General features: G+C 73.1%; 10 protein-coding genes. 3 read left to right on the plus strand and 7 right to left on the minus strand.

What is annotated here, in order from left to right:
• Nucleotides 1-2 precede the first annotated feature (2 nt).
• Nucleotides 3-2,447: a hypothetical protein gene (locus tag ABGB18_RS08035; RefSeq protein ID WP_347694730.1), complete on the minus strand. Its 2,445-nt coding sequence runs from the start codon at nucleotides 2,445-2,447 to the stop codon at nucleotides 3-5.
• 301 nt (nucleotides 2,448-2,748) lie between these two features.
• Nucleotides 2,749-3,627, minus strand: coding sequence for an LLM class flavin-dependent oxidoreductase (locus ABGB18_RS08040; protein ID WP_347694731.1), 879 nt, complete (start codon nucleotides 3,625-3,627; stop codon nucleotides 2,749-2,751).
• Nucleotides 3,628-3,854: 227 nt separating this feature from the next.
• Between ABGB18_RS08040 and ABGB18_RS08045 the strand changes: the two genes are divergently transcribed.
• Nucleotides 3,855-7,034 carry a BTAD domain-containing putative transcriptional regulator gene (locus tag ABGB18_RS08045; protein WP_347694732.1) on the plus strand — a complete coding sequence of 1,060 codons (3,180 nt, stop codon included), beginning with the start codon at nucleotides 3,855-3,857 and terminating at the stop codon, nucleotides 7,032-7,034.
• Between the two features lies 1 nt (nucleotide 7,035).
• Here the strand turns inward: ABGB18_RS08045 and ABGB18_RS08050 are convergent, their stop codons facing one another.
• Entirely contained in the window at nucleotides 7,036-7,602 is a 567-nt protein-coding gene (locus ABGB18_RS08050; protein ID WP_347694733.1) for a dihydrofolate reductase family protein, read from the minus strand.
• 352 nt (nucleotides 7,603-7,954) lie between these two features.
• On the opposite strand from ABGB18_RS08050, the gene ABGB18_RS08055 reads away from it, so the two are divergent.
• On the plus strand, nucleotides 7,955-10,132 hold the full coding sequence (locus ABGB18_RS08055; RefSeq protein ID WP_347694734.1) for a beta-L-arabinofuranosidase domain-containing protein: 2,178 nt from the start codon (nucleotides 7,955-7,957) through the stop codon (nucleotides 10,130-10,132).
• A gap of 110 nt (nucleotides 10,133-10,242) precedes the next feature.
• Entirely contained in the window at nucleotides 10,243-11,688 is a 1,446-nt protein-coding gene (gene argG / locus ABGB18_RS08060) for an argininosuccinate synthase (RefSeq protein WP_347694735.1), read from the plus strand.
• Nucleotides 11,689-11,976: 288 nt separating this feature from the next.
• Here argG and ABGB18_RS08065 read toward each other — a convergent pair whose 3' ends face one another.
• From ABGB18_RS08065 to ABGB18_RS08080, 4 genes are all read right to left on the minus strand, one after another.
• Nucleotides 11,977-13,143, minus strand: a complete 1,167-nt coding sequence (locus tag ABGB18_RS08065) for an acyl-CoA dehydrogenase family protein (RefSeq protein WP_347694736.1) — start codon at nucleotides 13,141-13,143, stop codon at nucleotides 11,977-11,979.
• Between the two features lie 87 nt (nucleotides 13,144-13,230).
• Nucleotides 13,231-13,599 (minus strand): barstar family protein, encoded by a 369-nt coding sequence (locus ABGB18_RS08070; RefSeq protein ID WP_347694737.1) that lies wholly within the window; start codon nucleotides 13,597-13,599, stop codon nucleotides 13,231-13,233.
• 7 nt (nucleotides 13,600-13,606) lie between these two features.
• Nucleotides 13,607-14,020 (minus strand): ribonuclease domain-containing protein, encoded by a 414-nt coding sequence (locus ABGB18_RS08075; RefSeq protein WP_347694738.1) that lies wholly within the window; start codon nucleotides 14,018-14,020, stop codon nucleotides 13,607-13,609.
• Between the two features lie 203 nt (nucleotides 14,021-14,223).
• Entirely contained in the window at nucleotides 14,224-16,716 is a 2,493-nt protein-coding gene (locus ABGB18_RS08080; RefSeq protein ID WP_347694739.1) for a CehA/McbA family metallohydrolase, read from the minus strand.
• Nucleotides 16,717-16,819: the final 103 nt, after the last annotated feature.

The following is a 16,819-nucleotide window of genomic DNA, read 5'->3' on the forward strand; positions in this document are numbered from 1 at the left end:
CGCTACTTCGTCTCGGTGTGCGGGCGGGGGGCGACGCCGGTGGCGGCGGCGGCGGTGCGTGCCAGCTCGGCCACCGACCCGGTGAAGCCGGGCAGCATGCGCAGGGCGAGCACCCAGGCCTCCGGGCTGGGGTCGAGATTGTCGCGCACCAGCCGCGTCAGCGGGGACCGCAGGCGCTCACCGCCCCAGACGGTCAGGACCTGTCGCGCCGGATGCCCGTACTCCAGAACGTCGTCCCAGGTCAGCCCCCCGTACTTGATGGCCTGGCGCACCCAGGTGCCGAGGTCGTGGGAGACTGCCCGGGCACGCAGGATCTCCTGCGGCGTTCTGCCCTCCTCCAGCCACAGCAGGACCTCCCCGGGCGTGTCGTAGTCGCCGAGTTCCGCGGACTCCGCCCGCAGCTCCTCCGGGCACTCGGGGATCCGGCTCAACCCCGCCAGCACCAGCGGAGGCAGCGGGTCACGGGCATGCTCGGCCAGCAGCTCCTCCCAGTGCCAGGGATGGGCCTCCCGGAACAGCTCCGCCCCCGAGAAGTGCTGCCCGCGCAGCTCCGTGATCTGCCACTCCGCCGTCTCACCCGCGACGACCTGCGCCCGGAGCTCGGCGAGGGCGGCGTCGCGGTCCTTGCCCGCCAGCAGCCTCCGCATGGTGCCGCGAACCTCCCGGCGGATGACCCTGCGGGTGTGGGAGACCGCCGGCGGCTCGTTGTCCAGCAGGTCGATCACCTTCGCCACGCCGTGGCGCTCCCACAGGTTCAGCAGCATCCGCGACTGCGGGACGATCCCACGGACCCGGACGTGACTCAGGATGTGCCGTTGCAGCTCAGGGTCGGCGCAGTTCACCGCGTCGCGGGCACGCCAGCCCGAGGTGCGCCCCATCAGCTCTTTCACCAGTTCCGCGGGCAGCGGCAACGGCTCGGTGGCGTCCTCCCGCACGGGACGTCCCGACAGCAGGCGTTCGCGTTGCGGGCCGGTGGCGCCGGTTCTCCGGAACAGCCGGCCGTTGACGACGGGGTCGTCCAGCCGCATCAGCAGCTCGATGGCCTCGGCGCCGAGGGAGCCGCGGTTGGCCAGCACCCGCACGTGGCGGGTGTCCCGCGTGGCCATCACGAGGTCGATCCACTCCGGCCGCCAGCGCCCGTGGCCGAACAGGTCGCAGACGGTCCGGTCGTCGAGCTGCGCCAGCAGCGCGGCGTGCGTGGCGGCGGGTGCGGCGTCCAGCAGGGTGAGGAAGGCCGCCCGGGCGCCGGTGACCGACGCGGAACGCTCCCCGGCGGGCATGGCGGCCGCGCCCGGCCAGCCGCCGCTCTTGGGCTTCGGCCCCGCCGCGGCTCGGGCGGCGGCCTCGTCGAGCAGTTCGGGGACGGTCCCGCCGAACCGGGAGAGCAGAGCGCGCACCGCCCGCCAGGCCTCGACGTCCGCTCCCAGCCGGTCGCGTACCAGGTCGGCCAGCCGGGAGGCGAGGTCGTTCCAGGCGCCGCCGCCTCCGGGCGGCTGCCGGACGGCCTCCAGCACCGCGGCGGCGGGCCGGGCCGACTCCAGCACCTGAGCGGCGGTGAACCCGCTGTCCAGCCCGCGGCGGACCAGCAGGCCCACCGCCCTGGCGGCCCGCGGCCCGCCCGGCGTCAAGGCGAGCAGCCCCGGGTCCAGGCGCGCCGAGTGGGTCGCCACCGCCACGCCGCGCACCTGGTACCAGGCCGCACGGAGCTCGTCGGGGCAGTCCGGGCGGGCGGCCAGCAGCGCGGTGGCGGTCTCGTCGAAGGGCCGGTCCGCGTCCGCGGCGGCGATGGCGTCCCAGTCCACGAGGTCGCGCAGCGCCAGGTGCTCCTCGCGCTGCGGCAACCTGTCGTCGTAGAGCTCCTCGATCAGCCCGTCGGTGCCCTCGGCGAGCTCGACCGCCTTGCGCAGGGCACCGGCGTCGGCCTCCCGTACGGTCTCGATGACCTCCGGGCGCAGCCCGGGGACCTCGCCCAGCAAGGCCAGGGCCGCGGCCGCGCCCTCGTGGTCGTGGACGGTGAGCAGGGCGCGTAGCTGCTCGGCCCGGGTGAGCGCGCGGCCGGCCCGCTTCAGCGCGGTGCGCGCGGCCTCCGGCAGCGGGCACACGACGGCGGCGCGCAACCGCTCGGGCTCGGAGGCCTTCAGCAGCCCGGTGAGCACGCCCTGGCTCCCCTGCCAGCCGGAGCCGCGGGCGGCCGCAAGGACGCTCCGGCGGGCCCGCAGCGGCCAGGCTTTCTGACCGCTCCGGTGCCACGGGATCGCCACCCGCGCCACCTCCGCGTAGCCGGTCGCCGCGAGCACGTCGCGGAGCCCCGGCCTGGCGGCGATGAGCGCCTCGCTCCTGGCCAGCACGCCCAGCGCCTCGGGACGGCCGGCGTCGAGCACGGCGTCGAGCACGGCGTCGAGGAGCGGGCCGGGAAGCGCGGCACCGGCCAGGGCGGGTTCGAGCACATCCAGGGACGAGGCGACGGGATGGCGCCAGTCGCGCAGCTCGGAGACGTTCAGCAGGAAGAACAGCCGCTCGCTTTCGAACGGCGTGATCCGACGGGTCCAGCTGTCGATGGGAGGCTCCTGTGGTGTCGTGGGCGAGGGCGGCGCACAGGCGTGGGAGTGTAGTTGATCAAGGGTGCGACTTGTGCCACGATCACCGTTTTGCGCACCGTTCGCCCGCGCTCCTTCCGCGCTCCTTCCGCGCCCCCGCTTTCCGCGCCCCGCTTCGCGTGCACCCCCATCGCGTGCACCGCTTCGCGCGTTACGAGAGGAGGTGGGTGGCCGCGACGAAGCCGAGCGCGCCGGACGGCATCCCCCTGCGGTCGTCCGCGCGCGACCAGTGCAGGCTGACCTCGTCGAAGCCCAGGTCACGCAGGCGGCCGGCGAAGTCGGCATAGCGGTCAGCGCTGTCGAACGGCCAGGTCATGTCCAGCGGCACCTGCGCGATCCGGCGCAGTGCGGCCGGTGCCCGGCCCGCCGCTCCGAGCGCCTCGGTGAGCGCCCGGCCCTGCTGGTCGAGGCCCGCGTACCAGGCTTCGGGGTCCTCCTCCCGCCGGTAGGGGCCGTAGCTGATCCACGCCTGGCCGTGCCGCGCGGCCAGGCGCAGCGCCCGCGGGCCGGTCGCGGCCACGGTCAGCGGGACGCGCGGGCGCTGGAGGCAGCCGGGCGTCTGGCGCGCCTCGACGGCGCTGTAGAGCTGCCCGCGCACCGTGCTGATCTCGTGCGTGAGCAGGTGGTCCAGCAGGCCGAGCCACTCCTCGAAACGCTCGGCGCGCTCGCGCGGCGAGCGCGGCGGGTCGCCGAGCACGGCCGCGTCCGGGCCCTCTGCCCCGGCCCCCACGCCGATCTCCAAGCGGCCGCCGCTCAGGTGGTCGAGCGTCATGATCTCCTTGGCGAACGCCACGGGATGGCGGTAGTTGGGCGTGGCCACCTGCGTGCCGAGGCGCACCCGGGAGGTGGCCACGGCGGCGGCCGCCAGCATCGGCACCGCGGCGTGCCACGGGTGGTCCTTGAGCCCGCCCCAGGTCAGGTGGTCATAGGTCCACACCGTGCGTACGCCGGTGTCCTCGGCGTGCCGCACGTCGGCGACGAAGGCGGCGGGATCGCGGTCGGTGAGCACGAGGACGGACAGGTCGAGCAAGGGAAGTCCTAAAAGGTAGGGAGAGGGACGGCGTGGCGGGTGAGAACGTACCGTCCGGAGGTCATGCGGTCGGGCGGGCGGGTTCGCCACGCGCGGCGAGCTCGTCTCCGCAGGTGCCGGCATGTACGGCAGTAGTACAATGTCACACTGTAATCGATCCGGTCAGCGTCCTCGACCCCGGCCGGGAACGATCGCCGGTGGGCGCCCCGGGGCCGTAGCCTTGGGTGATGCGATTAGGGGTACTGGGGCCGCTGGCCGTGTGGACCGACCATGGCGAGCCGGTCAGGATTCCCGGCCGCATGGTGCGGGCCCTGCTGGCCGATCTGCTGGTCCACGAGGGGCGTCCGGTGTCGGTGGACCGGCTGGTCGAGGACCTGTGGGGCGAGGGGGGTCCGGCCGATCCGGTGGCCGCCCTCCACGTACGGGTCTCGCAACTGCGCCGGGCGCTGGCCGGCGCCGAGCCGGACGGCCGGGAGCTGGTCGCCTCCCAGGCCCCCGGATACGCGCTGCGCGCCGCGCCGGACGCGGTGGACGCGGCCAGGTTCGCGACCCTGACCGGGCAGGCGCAGGCCGCCGGCGACCCGCGCACCCGGGCCGGGCTGCTGGCCGAGGCGCTGGGCCTGTGGCGGGGACCGGCGCTGGCCGACTTCGCCGACGAGGAGTTCGCCCGTGCCGCCGTGGCCCGGTGGGAGGAGCAGCGGCTGGCCGCCGTCGAGGCGTACGCCGAGGCCCGGTTGGAGCTGGGCGAGCACCGCGAGCTGATCGGCGAGCTGTCGCAGGAGGTGGCCCGGCACCCCTACCGGGAGCGGCTGAGGGCGGCCCACATCCGCGCCCTGCACCGGGCCGGCCGCGCGGGCGAGGCCCTGGAGAGCTTCCAGGAGCTGCGGCACCTGCTCGCCGACGAGCTGGGCCTGGACCCCGGTCCCGAGCTGGTCGCGCTGCAGCGGGCCGTGCTGGCCGGCGACCCGGCCGAGGACGCCCCGGCGGCCCCGCGGCCGGTCAAGCCCACCACCAACCTGCCGGCTCCGGTGGCCGAGCTGATCGGCCGCGACCACGCCGTCCAGCGGGTACGCGAGCTGCTGGGCACCGGCCGGCTCGTCACGATCACGGGCCCGGGCGGAGTGGGCAAGACCAGCGTGGCGCTCGCGGTCGCGCGGTCCCAGACCGGCACATACCCGCAGGGCGTCTGGCTGGTCGATCTGACGAGCTGGGACGGGCAGGGCGACCCGGCCGAGCCGGTGCTGTCGGTGCTGTCCATCCCGGACGCGCCGGGCGCCGCCGAGCCGCCGGGGGAGCGGCTGGCGGCGGCCCTGCGGGAGCGGCGGACACTGCTGGTGCTGGACAACTGCGAGCACGTGATCGAGCCGGTGGCCGGGCTGGTCGGGGCGCTGCTGCCGGCCGTGCCCGAGCTGCGGGTGCTGGCCACCAGCCGGGAGCCGCTGCGGCTGCGCGGCGAGGCCCGCTGGGAGCTGCCGCCGCTGGACATCCCCGACACCGACGACCCGGACCGGCTGGCCCGCTCCGCCGCCGTGCGGTTGTTCCTGGACCGCGCCGGGATGACGGCGGAGCCCGCGGCCGTGGCAGGCGTCGCGGAGGTGTGCCGGCGGCTGGACGGCATCCCGCTGGCGCTGGAGCTGGCCGCCACCCGGGTGCCCGTGCTGGGTGTGCCCGAGCTGGCGGCCCGGCTGAGGGTGCCCACCGACCGGTTCGGGCTGCTGGGCAGCGGGCCGCGCGACGCGCCGGCCCGGCAGCGCACCCTGGCCGCGGTGATCGACTGGAGCTGGCGGCTGCTGACCGGACCCGAGCGGGCCGTGCTGAGCCGGCTGGCCGTGCACGCGGGCGGGTGCACGCTGGCCGCCGCCGAGGAGGTGTGCGCCGGGGACGGGGTGGCCGCCGGCGAGGTGCTCGACCTGCTGGCCGGGCTGGTGGACCGCTCCCTCGTCGTACGCGGTGACGGTCCCCGGTTCCGGCTGCTGGAGTCGGTGTCCGCGTACTGCCTGGACCGGCTGCAGGAGAGCGGCGAGGAGGCGGTGCTGCGGCGCCGGCACGCCGAGCACTACCTGGCCCTGGCCGAACGCGCCGAGCCGCGGCTGCGTGGCCGGGACCAGCGGGAGTGGCTGGGCCGGCTGGACGCCGAGGCGGCGAACCTGCGGGCGGCACTGGACACGTTCCGCCGCGAGGGCGCGGCCGAGCGGGCGTTGCGGCTGGCCGTGGCCCTGGTCTGGTACTGGTACCTGCGCGGCCGGCTCGCCGAGGCGCGCCGGGCGCTGGCCGGGGCGCTGGAGGTGACGGGCGAGGCGCCCGCCGCCGTCCGTGCCGCAGCCGGGGCCTGGTACGCGGGCCTGGCGATCCGGCAGGGACAGGCCGGCCCCGAGCGGGTGGCGGAGGTGCTGGCGGAGTACGAGAAGGTGGCCGACCCGGTCGGGCGGGCCCGGGCCGAATGGTTCCTGGCCGCGGCGACCATCGACTTCGGCGACGCGGCGGCCACCGGGAAGCTGCTGGAGCGGGCCCTGGAGACGTTCCGGGCGGCCGGGGACCGGTGGGGCGAGGCGGCGGCGCTGAGCAGCCGCGCCATGCTCGCCCACATGCGCAACGACCCGGCCGCGCTGGAGCTCGACGCCCGGCGGGCCGCCGAGCTGTTCGGCGAGCTGGGCGACGACTGGGGGGTGCTACAGGCCACGGACTGGCTGATCGGCCTGGCGGACCTCACCGGCGACCAGGCGGAGGCGGCCCGGCTGAGCAGGGCCGACCTGCGGACGGCCGAGGAACTCGGGCTGTGGACGGACGTGGCCGGTCGGCTGGGCTGGCTGGCGTGGCTCTCGGTGCAGGCCGGTGAGCACCTGCCGGCCCTGGAATACGCCGAGCAGGCCAGGGCGCTGGCCGCCGAGCGGGGGGATCGGGCCGGGACGGTGTTCGCCGCCATCGGCCTGGCCTTCGCCGCCCGCCGGGCAGGCAAACTCGACCTGGCCGAGGAGCAGTTGCGGTGGCTGCTGGACATCGCCCGGCGGCAGCAGGGCGACGGCGGCCGGCCACCGTACCTGCCGATGGTGGCGAGCGAGCTGGGGCTGCTGGCCCTGCAGCGCGACGATCCGGCGGCGGCGCTGCCCTGGCTCCGGGAGGCCTTCGACGGCCACCGGGACCAGGGCTCGACGCAGGGCATGGCCTCGGCGCTGGCGGGCATGGCCGCCGCGGTGGCGCCGGACGGGCGGCCCGGCCTGGCCGCGCGGCTGCTCGGCGCGGCCGAGGCCGCCCTGCGCGCGGCCGGGCAGTCGCTGCCCGCCGCCGAGCGGGAGGAGCTGGACCGGGTCACGGCCACGGTCCGGGCGGCCGAGCCCGGCTTCGACGGCCTGTACGCCCGAGGCGGCGAGCTCACGCCGGAGCAGGCCCGGCACCTGGTGGACGGGTGATTTACTTGGGCACGTAGACGTGGACGACGACCCCGGAGCCGAACTGGTTCACCTCGGCCAGCTTCAGGTGGGTGGTGTCGAACCCGGCGCCCTCGAACAGGTGCTTCCCGGCCCCGACGATGACCGGGAAATACCAGAAGTGGAACTCGTCGACCAGGCCGTGCTCCACCAGGGTGCGGTCCAGCTCGCCGGTGCCCCACTTCACGATGGTGCCCCCCGGCCGCTCCTTGATCCTGGCGACCTCCTCGGCCACGTCGCCCTTCAGGAGGGTGGCGTTCCAGGTGGTCTCGGTCAGGGTCCGCGAGGCCACGTATTTCGGCATCTTGTTCATGGCGTCGGCCTCCTCGCCCTCGCGCCCCGACCACGCCTCCGCGAAGCCCTCGTACGTCACCCGCCCGAGCAGCAGGGCGTCCGCCGAGGCGATCATGTTCCCGGAGTAGGCGCCGTGGTCCTCGTCCCAGTACGGGTGGCCCCAGTGCTGCGGCTCCGCCCGGGACGCCGTGGACGGGCGGGTGTCGTCGATGATGCCGTCCAGCGACACGAACGTCGACTCGATGAGCTTGCGCATGGTCGTTCCCTCCGGTCTGTGCCGGCGGCCCCGCGCCGCCTGCCCGATGACCAAAGCGTGCCGGGAGACCCTTACCGTTTCCTTCCCGCGCCCCTACCGCCGTCCTGCCGCGCCGCCGCCGGGCCCCTGCCGAACGGCCTGCCGAGCCCTCTCCCGGCCCTTGACGAGTGCGAAGAGATCGTTAACACTCGCGAAATATGGGCTCGGAACAGCCGACGCCCTGCCATCTCACCTGCGGTGGACCGGCGCGGAACGCACCACGCCGGTTGCTCGACGACCGAAATGTTAGCGCTACCATCCCGCCCCCCAGCGCGGAACGCATCGCATCCCGAGCAACGAACAGGACAGTGACATGACAGACATGATGCCCAGGCGCGAGGCGCTCCGCCTGGCGGTCTTAGCCGCCGCCACCCCGTCCGCGCTGGCCGTCGCCACCACCGCCGGTGCCGGAACGGCCCAGGCCGCGGCGGCGCCCCCGCTGCCGCACCACGAACCCCCGGTGCCCGGTGGCTGGATCGTGAAGCCGTTCGCCAACAGCCAGGTCACGCTGGGCGAGAGCCTGTTCAGCGCCAACCGGGACCGGATCCTGAGCTTCCTGCGCGCCTACCCGGCCGACCGTATGCTGGCCAACTTCCGGGCCAACGCCGGGCTGGACACGCTGGGCGCCCAGCCGCCCGGCGGCTGGGACGACGCCACCGGCAACCTGCGCGGTCACTACAGCGGGCACTTCCTCAGCGCCCTCGCCCTGGCGTACGCGGGCTCCGGCGACGCCTTCCACAAGGACAAGGTCGACTACATGGTCACCGCGCTGGGCCAGTGCCAGGACGCGCTGGCCGCCCGGGTGGGGCAACCCGGCGGGCCGAGCCATCCCGGCTTCCTGGCCGCCTACCCCGAGACGCAGTTCATCCTGCTGGAGCAGTACACGACCTATCCCACCATCTGGGCGCCCTACTACACCTGCCACATGATCATGAGAGGGCTGCTCGACGCCTACGAACACGCCGGCAACGAGCAGGCTCTCGACATCGTGCTGAAGATGGGCGACTGGGTCCACAGCAGGCTGGGTCACCTGCCCCGGGCGCAACTCGACCGCATGTGGAGCATCTACATCGCCGGTGAGTACAACGGCATGAACGCCGTCATGGCCGAGCTCCACGCCCTCAGCGGCAAGGAGGAGTATCTCGCCACGGCCAAGTGCTTCGACAACACCGCGCTCCTCACGGCCACCGCCGCCAACCAGGACCAGCTCAACAGGCGGCACGCCAACCAGCACATCCCGCAGTTCCTCGGCTACCTGTCCATCTTCGAGCGTGACAAGGAACGCCACTACTACGACGCCGCCGTGAACTTCTGGGACATGGTGGTGCCCTACCGGATCTTCACCGACGGCGGCCTGGCCGGTCCGACCGACAACGGCGAGCTCTTCGGCGAGCGCGGCGTCATCGTGGGCACGCTGGGCACCAACAACGCCGAGACGTGCTGCGACTACAACATGCTCAAGCTGAGCCGGGCCCTGTTCTTCCACACCGCTAACCCGAAGTACATGCAGTACTACGAGCGGGCCCTCTACGGCCAGATCCTCGCCTCCCGCCAGCACGCCGACAGCACCACGAACCCGCTGCTGACCTACTTCATCCCGATGCGGCCGGGCGCCTCGCGGAGCTACGGCAACCTCGGCACCTGCTGCGGCGGCACGGGGCTGGAGAGCCACACCAAGTTCCAGGACTCGATCTACTTCCGGTCGGCGGACGACTCGGCCCTGTACGTCAACCTCTACCTGGCTTCGGAGCTCAACTGGCCGGAGAAGGGCTTCGTGATCAGGCAGGCCACGGACTACCCGGCCGACCCCGCCGGGGTGACGACCCTGACGCTCACGGGCAACGGCCGGCTCGTGGTGAAGCTGCGGGTGCCGTACTGGGTGGAGAAGGGTTTCACGGTCCGGGTCAACGGGGCCGAGCAGCGGCTCCACGCCAAGCCCGGCGAGTACGTCACGCTCGACCGGCACTGGAGGAGCGGCGACACGATCAAGATCTCGATGCCCTTCACCCTGCGCATCGAGAAGGCCCTGGACATCCCGACCACCCAGAGCATCGCCTACGGCCCCGTCCCGATGGTCGCCAAGAGCACCGAGACCACCTTCCGCGAGTTCTCCCTCTACAAGGACTTCACCCTGTCCGGCGACCTCACCCGGGCCGTCACCCAGACCGCGCCGATGAACTTCACGGTCAACGGCCTCCCGCTGGTCCCCCTCTACGTCAACAACACGGACCGCTACCACGCCTACTTCCACCGGGTCGAGCCGAGCATCGTCTTCGGCGGCGTCGACTCCGGCGTGCCGAACACCGCGCGCGCCGACTCGGTGACGTTCCTGGACGCGCTCTGGGCTGAGGCCCCCTTCGGGAACCAGGGCCGGTTCATCGCCACGGTCGGCCGCACCGCCGACGACTGGGTCCGGGCCGGCCTGATGACCCGCGCCCAGAAGGTCGCGGTCATCTCGGCCGCCACCCGGGCCCGCCTCCCACACGACTGACCCGCCGTTCCGCCGTCCCGCCGCCGCGTGGGGCGGCGGTGCCACGCGAGGCGCGAGTGAAGCGTGGCTGCATTGCATGGTCATGCACTCCTGTGTATATACTTCTGTTCGTGTCCAAAGTACTCAGCTCTCTTCCTGTCGGCGAACGTGTCGGGATCGCCTTCTCCGGTGGCCTAGACACCTCGGTCGCGGTCGCGTGGATGCGCGAGAGGGGTGCCGTGCCGTGCACCTACACCGCCGACATCGGCCAGTACGACGAGCCCGACATCGCCTCAGTGCCCGGTCGCGCCACGACGTACGGCGCGGAGGTCGCCCGGCTGGTCGACTGCCGGGCCGCCCTAGTGGAAGAGGGCCTCGCGGCCCTGGCCTGCGGCGCGTTCCACATCCGGTCCGGCGGCCGGGCCTACTTCAACACCACTCCGCTCGGGCGGGCCGTCACCGGCACCCTGCTGGTGCGCGCGATGCTCGAGGACGACGTGCAGATCTGGGGCGACGGCTCCACCTTCAAGGGCAACGACATCGAGCGGTTCTACCGTTACGGGCTGCTCGCCAACCCCGCCCTGCGGATCTACAAGCCGTGGCTGGACGCCGACTTCGTCAGCGAGCTCGGCGGCCGCAAGGAGATGTCCGAGTGGCTGGTCGCCCACGGCCTGCCCTACCGGGACAGCACGGAGAAGGCCTACTCCACCGACGCGAACATCTGGGGCGCCACCCACGAGGCCAAGGCGCTGGAGCATCTCGACGCGGGCATCGAGGTCGTCGAGCCGATCATGGGCGTGCGGTTCTGGGACCCGTCCGTCGAGATTCCCGCCGAGGACGTGACGATCGGCTTCGAGCAGGGACGGCCGGTGACCATCAACGGCAAGGAGTTCCCCTCCGCCGTCGACCTGGTGCTGGAGGCCAACGCCATCGGCGGCCGGCACGGCCTGGGCATGTCCGACCAGATCGAGAACCGGGTCATCGAGGCCAAGAGCCGGGGCATCTACGAGGCGCCGGGGATGGCGCTGCTGTTCGCGGCGTACGAGCGGCTGATCAACGCGATCCACAACGAGGACACCGTGGCCGCCTACCACAGCGAGGGGCGGCGCCTGGGCAGGCTGCTCTACGAGGGCCGCTGGCTGGACCCGCAGTCGCTGATGCTGCGCGAGTCGCTGCAGCGCTGGGTCGGCACGGCCGTCACCGGTGAGGTGACGCTGCGGCTGCGGCGCGGTGAGGACTACTCGATCCTGGACACCTCGGGGCCGGCCTTCAGCTACCACCCGGACAAGCTCTCCATGGAGCGGACCGAGGACTCGGCCTTCGGGCCGGTCGACCGCATCGGCCAGCTCACCATGCGCAACCTCGACATCGCCGACTCGCGCGCCAAGCTGGAGCAGTACGCCGGGCTCGGCCTGGTCGGCAGCCCGCACCCGGCGCTGATCCCGCAGGCGGCCCCGACCGGGCTGATCGGCGACATGCCCGAGGGCGGGGCCGAGGCCATCGCCTCCCGGGGCGAGGTCCCGGAGGACGACGAGCAGTTGCTCGACCTCGCCGCGATGGAGTCGGGCACCGACTAGACCGTCGAGGACCGGCCTGCCCTCCCGGCCGGCGTGCCGGCGGCAGGCGAACCCCGCCTCGCCCGTGAGGCTGGCGCCGCTCACTGACTACCCGCGGCGTGGAGGCCCCCGTCCTTCGGGACGTGGGAGGAAACGCGGAACGGTGGGTCATGAGGGTCCCAGGGTCTGCCCGAACAGTCACCGGTCCCGAGGTCGTACGCGCTGTGCGGGTTTGGCTGCGGTGTCGTCCCTCAGCCGGGCTGCTGTGTTGTCCCTCAGCCGGGCTGCGGTGTCGTCCCTCGGCGGAGCCTACGACTCCAGGGTGAGGACCACCCAGGACTGGCCCTGAGCCAGGCCGGCCAGCTCGCGGCCGCATTCCTTCAGCAGCAGCGGGCCCGAGGTGATGTGCGCGGTGCCGGCCTGGACGTCCCGGAACAGCCGCTGGAACAGCCCGTCACGCAGCGCCGAGGTGCCGCCCGAGGCGTAGACGAACTGGGCCACCTCGGCGACCGTCCAGGTGATGTGGTTGAGCGCGAGCCGCACCATCGTCTCCTCGCGTACGTCGAGGTGGCGGCCGGAGTCCAGCGTGTGTTCCGTGTCGGCCCACGTCTGGTGCACCAGGGCCTTGGCCGCGCGGAACTTCGCCTCGGCACGGGCGAAGTCGGCGTGGAAGGCGTCGCTGCCGGCGATCTGGCCCGGCCGCCCGGCCCGCGCCCCGACGTAGCGGATCAGCTCGTCGAGCAGCCGCCGGCCGACGCCGAGCGCCCAGCCGGAGTGGCAGATCAGCGCCTGGTCGAGCACACCGAGCCGGAAGATGGCGCCGCCGCGCAGCGGCTCGTCCTCGGTGAAGACGTGCGTCTGCGACTCCGGTACGAAGACGCCGTTGATCGCGTAGTCGATGCTGCCGGTCGCGCGCAGGCCGAGGACGTCCCAGTTGCCGATCATCTCGACGTCCTCCATCGGGGTGATGAAGATCCGGACCTCGTCGGTGCCCTCGATGGCGGCCAGGCTGTGCGCGTACTGGGCGTGCAGCATGGCCGAGGCGAAGCTCCACTGCCCGCTGAGGCGGAAGCCGCCGTTCTCACGTACGGCGGTGCCCGGCCGGGTGCCCTGGCCCGCGAAGAGGGGCATGCGCGGGCCCTTGAAGATCCGCTCGATGGCGTCGTCGCCCAGGTAGGCGCCGGCCGTGCCGTTCTCCAGTGTGGTGGCCATGGTGACCCAGCCTGTCGAGGGGTCGGCGTAGGAGAGCTCCTCGAAGACGTCGAGCAGCTCCCTGGGGGACAGCTCGGCGCCCCCGAGCGGCGCCGGCACCCAGATGCTGAAAAGTCCTGCTTCGTGCAGGGCCTCCACGACGGGGGTGGTGAGCCTGCCCTGTGCCTCGGCCGCGGCCGCCTCGCGCTCGATCAGCGGGCGCAGGCCACGGGCTCGGTCCAGCATGGCGGTGCCGGCGGTGTGCAGTCGCGGGGTGACATACATGTCCTGTTGCTCCTGTTCGTGATCGTCGGCGCTCTGCTTCCGTCAGATCACGTCAGGGGCGACTTGTCCAGGGCAATGACCCGGTCATCACGGCAAATTAGCGGCGGCCCGTTCCCTGAGGTGCGCCTCGTGGGCGGGGTCGGTGCACAGGGTCACGGTGAGTCCGGCCCCGGCGGCGACGGCGAGGACGTCCAGCAACGTGGCGAGTTGCTCGGGAGGTTCCTCGCCGAGCAGGTCCTCGGCGTGCGCCACCACCAGGGCGACCGGGCCGGTGTCGCGCAGGGAGTCGGTGAGCGCGTCCCAGTTGCGGCCGAAGTGGCCGGGGAGGCGCAGGGCCCGCGCCACCTCCTCGAAGAAGGCGGCGCGGGTCCGGCAGGCCCGCCCGTCCAGCACCGCGGGCGCCGGGCCGGTGGACACCGTCAGCCAGTGCGGCAGCGGACGTGCGGCGGAGGTCATCGGGGTCCTAGAGGCGGTAGAAGTCGGTGTAGTGGTTGGGCGAGAACCACGTCACGCCGCTGCTGCGGTTGACGACGATCCGGTACGCGTCACGCGCGGCACCGCGGGCCCGGGAATAGACGTCGTACTCATAGTAGGTGGCACCGCTGGGGAGCTGGCCCTCGCGGTTGTAGAAGCGTCCGCCGGTGTAGTTGTACAGGCCGTCCGGCCAGGAGTACCAGCCGGCGGAGGTGGGGAAGCCCTTGGACGACCAAATCGTTCTGGCGGCGCGGGCGTCGGCGCAGCTCGAGATGGTGCAGGAGCTGTAGACCGAGGCGGTGGCCGGGGCGATGCCGACCAGGCTGATGAGGGAGATGACGGCGGTGAGGACGACGGTGAGCCTGGCCGGCCAGGACGGTCCAGGGCGTTGCGGAGTGTGCACGGAGCCTCCTCGTGGGGGTGCGACGGACACCGCAATGATCACCGTCACCTCTGACCAATAACGCCAGCAGGTGTCAAAGGGACGGTGAACACTTTAAGGACAGCTCCATCTTGTTGGGATTTATCCTCGCAATTGGGCCACTTTGCGGCACGCGGAGGTGACGCCCTGTGGGGCGCCACCTCCGCGTGTACGTGCCCCGCTTGTCAGCGGGTCCGGAGGAGGTGCACCTCCTGGGTCACGTCGCGCTGGGTACGGGTGGCCGAGCGGTCGGTGGTGAAGACGACCACGCCCCGGTCGGTGGCGGGCCAGGTGTTGTTGCCTGGTGTGGTGAGCTGTTCGGCGGCGGTCCAGCCGGTGCTCTCGCGCCGGGAGGTGAAGACCTTCCACCGCCAGTCGGCCGAGCGGGAGTCGTACCAGACGGCGCGTACCGTCTTGTCGGGGTCCTGACTGAGGCGCGGGCGCTGGCTCATCGCGTCGGGGGAGAGGGCGACCTGCTCCGGCGGGGACCAGGTGCGGCCGCCGTCGGCCGAGCGGGCGGCACGTAGCGCGAGGTTGGCGCCGGAGCTGCGCAGCGGCCTGGTCTCCCAGATGGCCACGAACCCGCCCTCGCCGTCGGCCGCGACGCTCGGGTGCCGGTCGGCCGCGTCGGTGGCCGCGCTCACCTGCACCGGCTCGGTCCAGGCCGCCTCCTCCCCGCCGCCCCGGACCGAGGCCAGGATCTGCCAGTTGTCCGGGTCGGTGCCGCCGGGCTGCTCGCCCGGCGCGGGGGTGTGCCCGGTCCACAGCGGGTCCGGGTCGAAACGGTTGTCCTGCCAGGTGACGATGGCCTGCCCGGCCTCCCCGGCCGCGACCGACGGGAACAGCGACGCGGGGAAGCGCGGCGAGCGCGCGTCCTGCGGCGTGCCGACGGAGACGTCCTTGCCCGCCGAGGAGAGGTTGACCGGGGCCCTGTCCACGCCGACGACCTGCGCGTACACGTCGAAGGGCCCGCGCGCGTTGTCCGCCCACACCACCACGGGGCGCCGGGGCTCCAGCAGGGCGATGCCGGGGTGGACGGCCCGGCCCGATCCGCTCGACAGGCGTACGGCGGGCTCGAACGAACGGCCGCCGTCGCGGCTGTGGCGCAGCAGGATCACCGGCCGGTGCGGCTGCTCCCGGCCGAGTTCGTCCTGCCAGACGACCCAGACGTCATCCCCGGAGGCCGCTACCTGGGGGAAGCGCGCGGTGGGCGAGTCCCCGGAGAGGGTCACGACGTGGGGCCGGTCCAGCCGCCGGTACACCACGGAGGTACGTGAGCCGTCGTGGACCTCGGCGACCACGTGCACGGTGTTCTCGCGCCCGCCCTCGCCCTTGTCACCGTCACCGCCGCTGCTGCTGCCTCCGTCCCCGTTCCTGTCCCCGTTCCCGTCCCCGTTTCCGTTGACGGCCACGTCGGCGAAGCCGGTGAACCGGCCGGTGCCGCCGATCGCCAGGCTCGCCCGGTCGCCGCCGTGCTGCCCCGGCGGCAGGGCGATCTCGGGGGCGGGCTCGGCGGGCGACCCTACGGAGATGAAGACGGGGGAGGTCGCGCCGCGCAACTGGTCGGGCAGGTTCGGGTCGGCGTCGCGGCCGGACAGGTCGCCCGGCGCCCGGACCTCCACGCGGTACCAGGTGTGCGCGCCCTTCAGGGAGACGGGCAGGTGGTAGGTCTCGTCGTCCGAGCCCGCCGTGTACGTGGCCACCGGCCCGGCCGAGCGGCCCGGCGAGGCGTACACGAGCACTCGGGCACCGGCCGCCTGCCGGACGCGGACCCGCAGGGAGGCCTTCTTCGGCAGCCGGGCGTGCCGCAGGACGACCTCGTCACCGCCGAGCGCCTCGTACCTGCCGTCACCGTCGAGGTCGGCCTCGACTGTCGCGAAGGGGCCGGTCCGGCGGTAGGAGACCGACGTGCGGCCGGCCCGCAGCCCGTCCAGGATGCCGCGCACCGAGCGCTCGGCCGCGAACACCCACGTCGTGGGCTGGCCGGGGCCGGCGGTGCCCCACAGCTCCCTGAAGTGGCAGTCGCTCGCGGCGACCGCACCGAACCGGAACCCGGCGTTCCACCGGTTCTCCGCGTAGTCGATCTGGGCGTCCGGGTCGGAGGCGACGTTCCACACCTCGACGGTGTTCATGCCCTGGACGCTGGCGTTGTCGTTCGGCCCGTCCTCGGGGGTGTATTCGCCGTCGTCGGGGTGGGCCGTGGACCAGATGGCGTCCTGGGCGTGGGCGTCCCAGATCGACTGCTGCACGTGCCGGAACGCGGGCGAGCCGGGCGGGTTCGCCCCGTCCACCACCGTGTCCACCGCGCCGAGCACGATGGCGTGCGGTGATCCGTTCGCCTCCTCGCCGGGCACGAGCAGCAGCTTGGAGGACTGCCACTGCGGATCCCAGTGCTGGTCGTAGGTGCGGTGGTCGGTGAGCGGCAGGAAGTCCAGCCCGGTGCGCTCCGCCTCGCCGATCTGGTCGGCGACCGGCAGGTTCCCCGGCAGGGTCTGCTTCGACTGCTGGCGGGGCAGGCTGCCGTCCGCGGAGTGGTCGTTGTGCACGTGCGTGTCACCGGCCAGCCACTGGCCCTGGGGCGTCTTCGCGTCGGCCAGGGCAGGCGTTGCCGCCACCCCGCCGGCCGCGACCGCCGCGCCGCCCGCGACCGTCACGAAGTGCCTGCGGCTCAATTCCATCTGGTATGCCTCCCTGTGCCGGTTCTGATCGGCGCTGACCTTAGGGAGGTATCAGCACAAACGAGTAAATATCGTACGAATCACCCATGCCATGCGGTCGAAC

Source organism: Nonomuraea sp. B12E4 (assembly GCF_039871825.1).
In the GTDB taxonomy this organism is placed as follows: Bacteria; Actinomycetota; Actinomycetes; order Streptosporangiales; family Streptosporangiaceae; genus Nonomuraea.

Excerpts from the sequence above, each read along its gene's own strand:
- ABGB18_RS08045 (WP_347694732.1), top strand. The coding sequence starts at position 3,855 with ATGCGATTAGGGGTACTGGGGCCGCTGGCCGTGTGGACCGACCATGGC.
- ABGB18_RS08050 (WP_347694733.1), bottom strand. The coding sequence starts at position 7,602 with ATGCGCAAGCTCATCGAGTCGACGTTCGTGTCGCTGGACGGCATCATC.
- ABGB18_RS08055 (WP_347694734.1), top strand. The coding sequence starts at position 7,955 with ATGACAGACATGATGCCCAGGCGCGAGGCGCTCCGCCTGGCGGTCTTA.
- ABGB18_RS08065 (WP_347694736.1), bottom strand. The coding sequence starts at position 13,143 with ATGTATGTCACCCCGCGACTGCACACCGCCGGCACCGCCATGCTGGAC.
- ABGB18_RS08070 (WP_347694737.1), bottom strand. The coding sequence starts at position 13,599 with ATGACCTCCGCCGCACGTCCGCTGCCGCACTGGCTGACGGTGTCCACC.
- ABGB18_RS08080 (WP_347694739.1), bottom strand. The coding sequence starts at position 16,716 with ATGGAATTGAGCCGCAGGCACTTCGTGACGGTCGCGGGCGGCGCGGCG.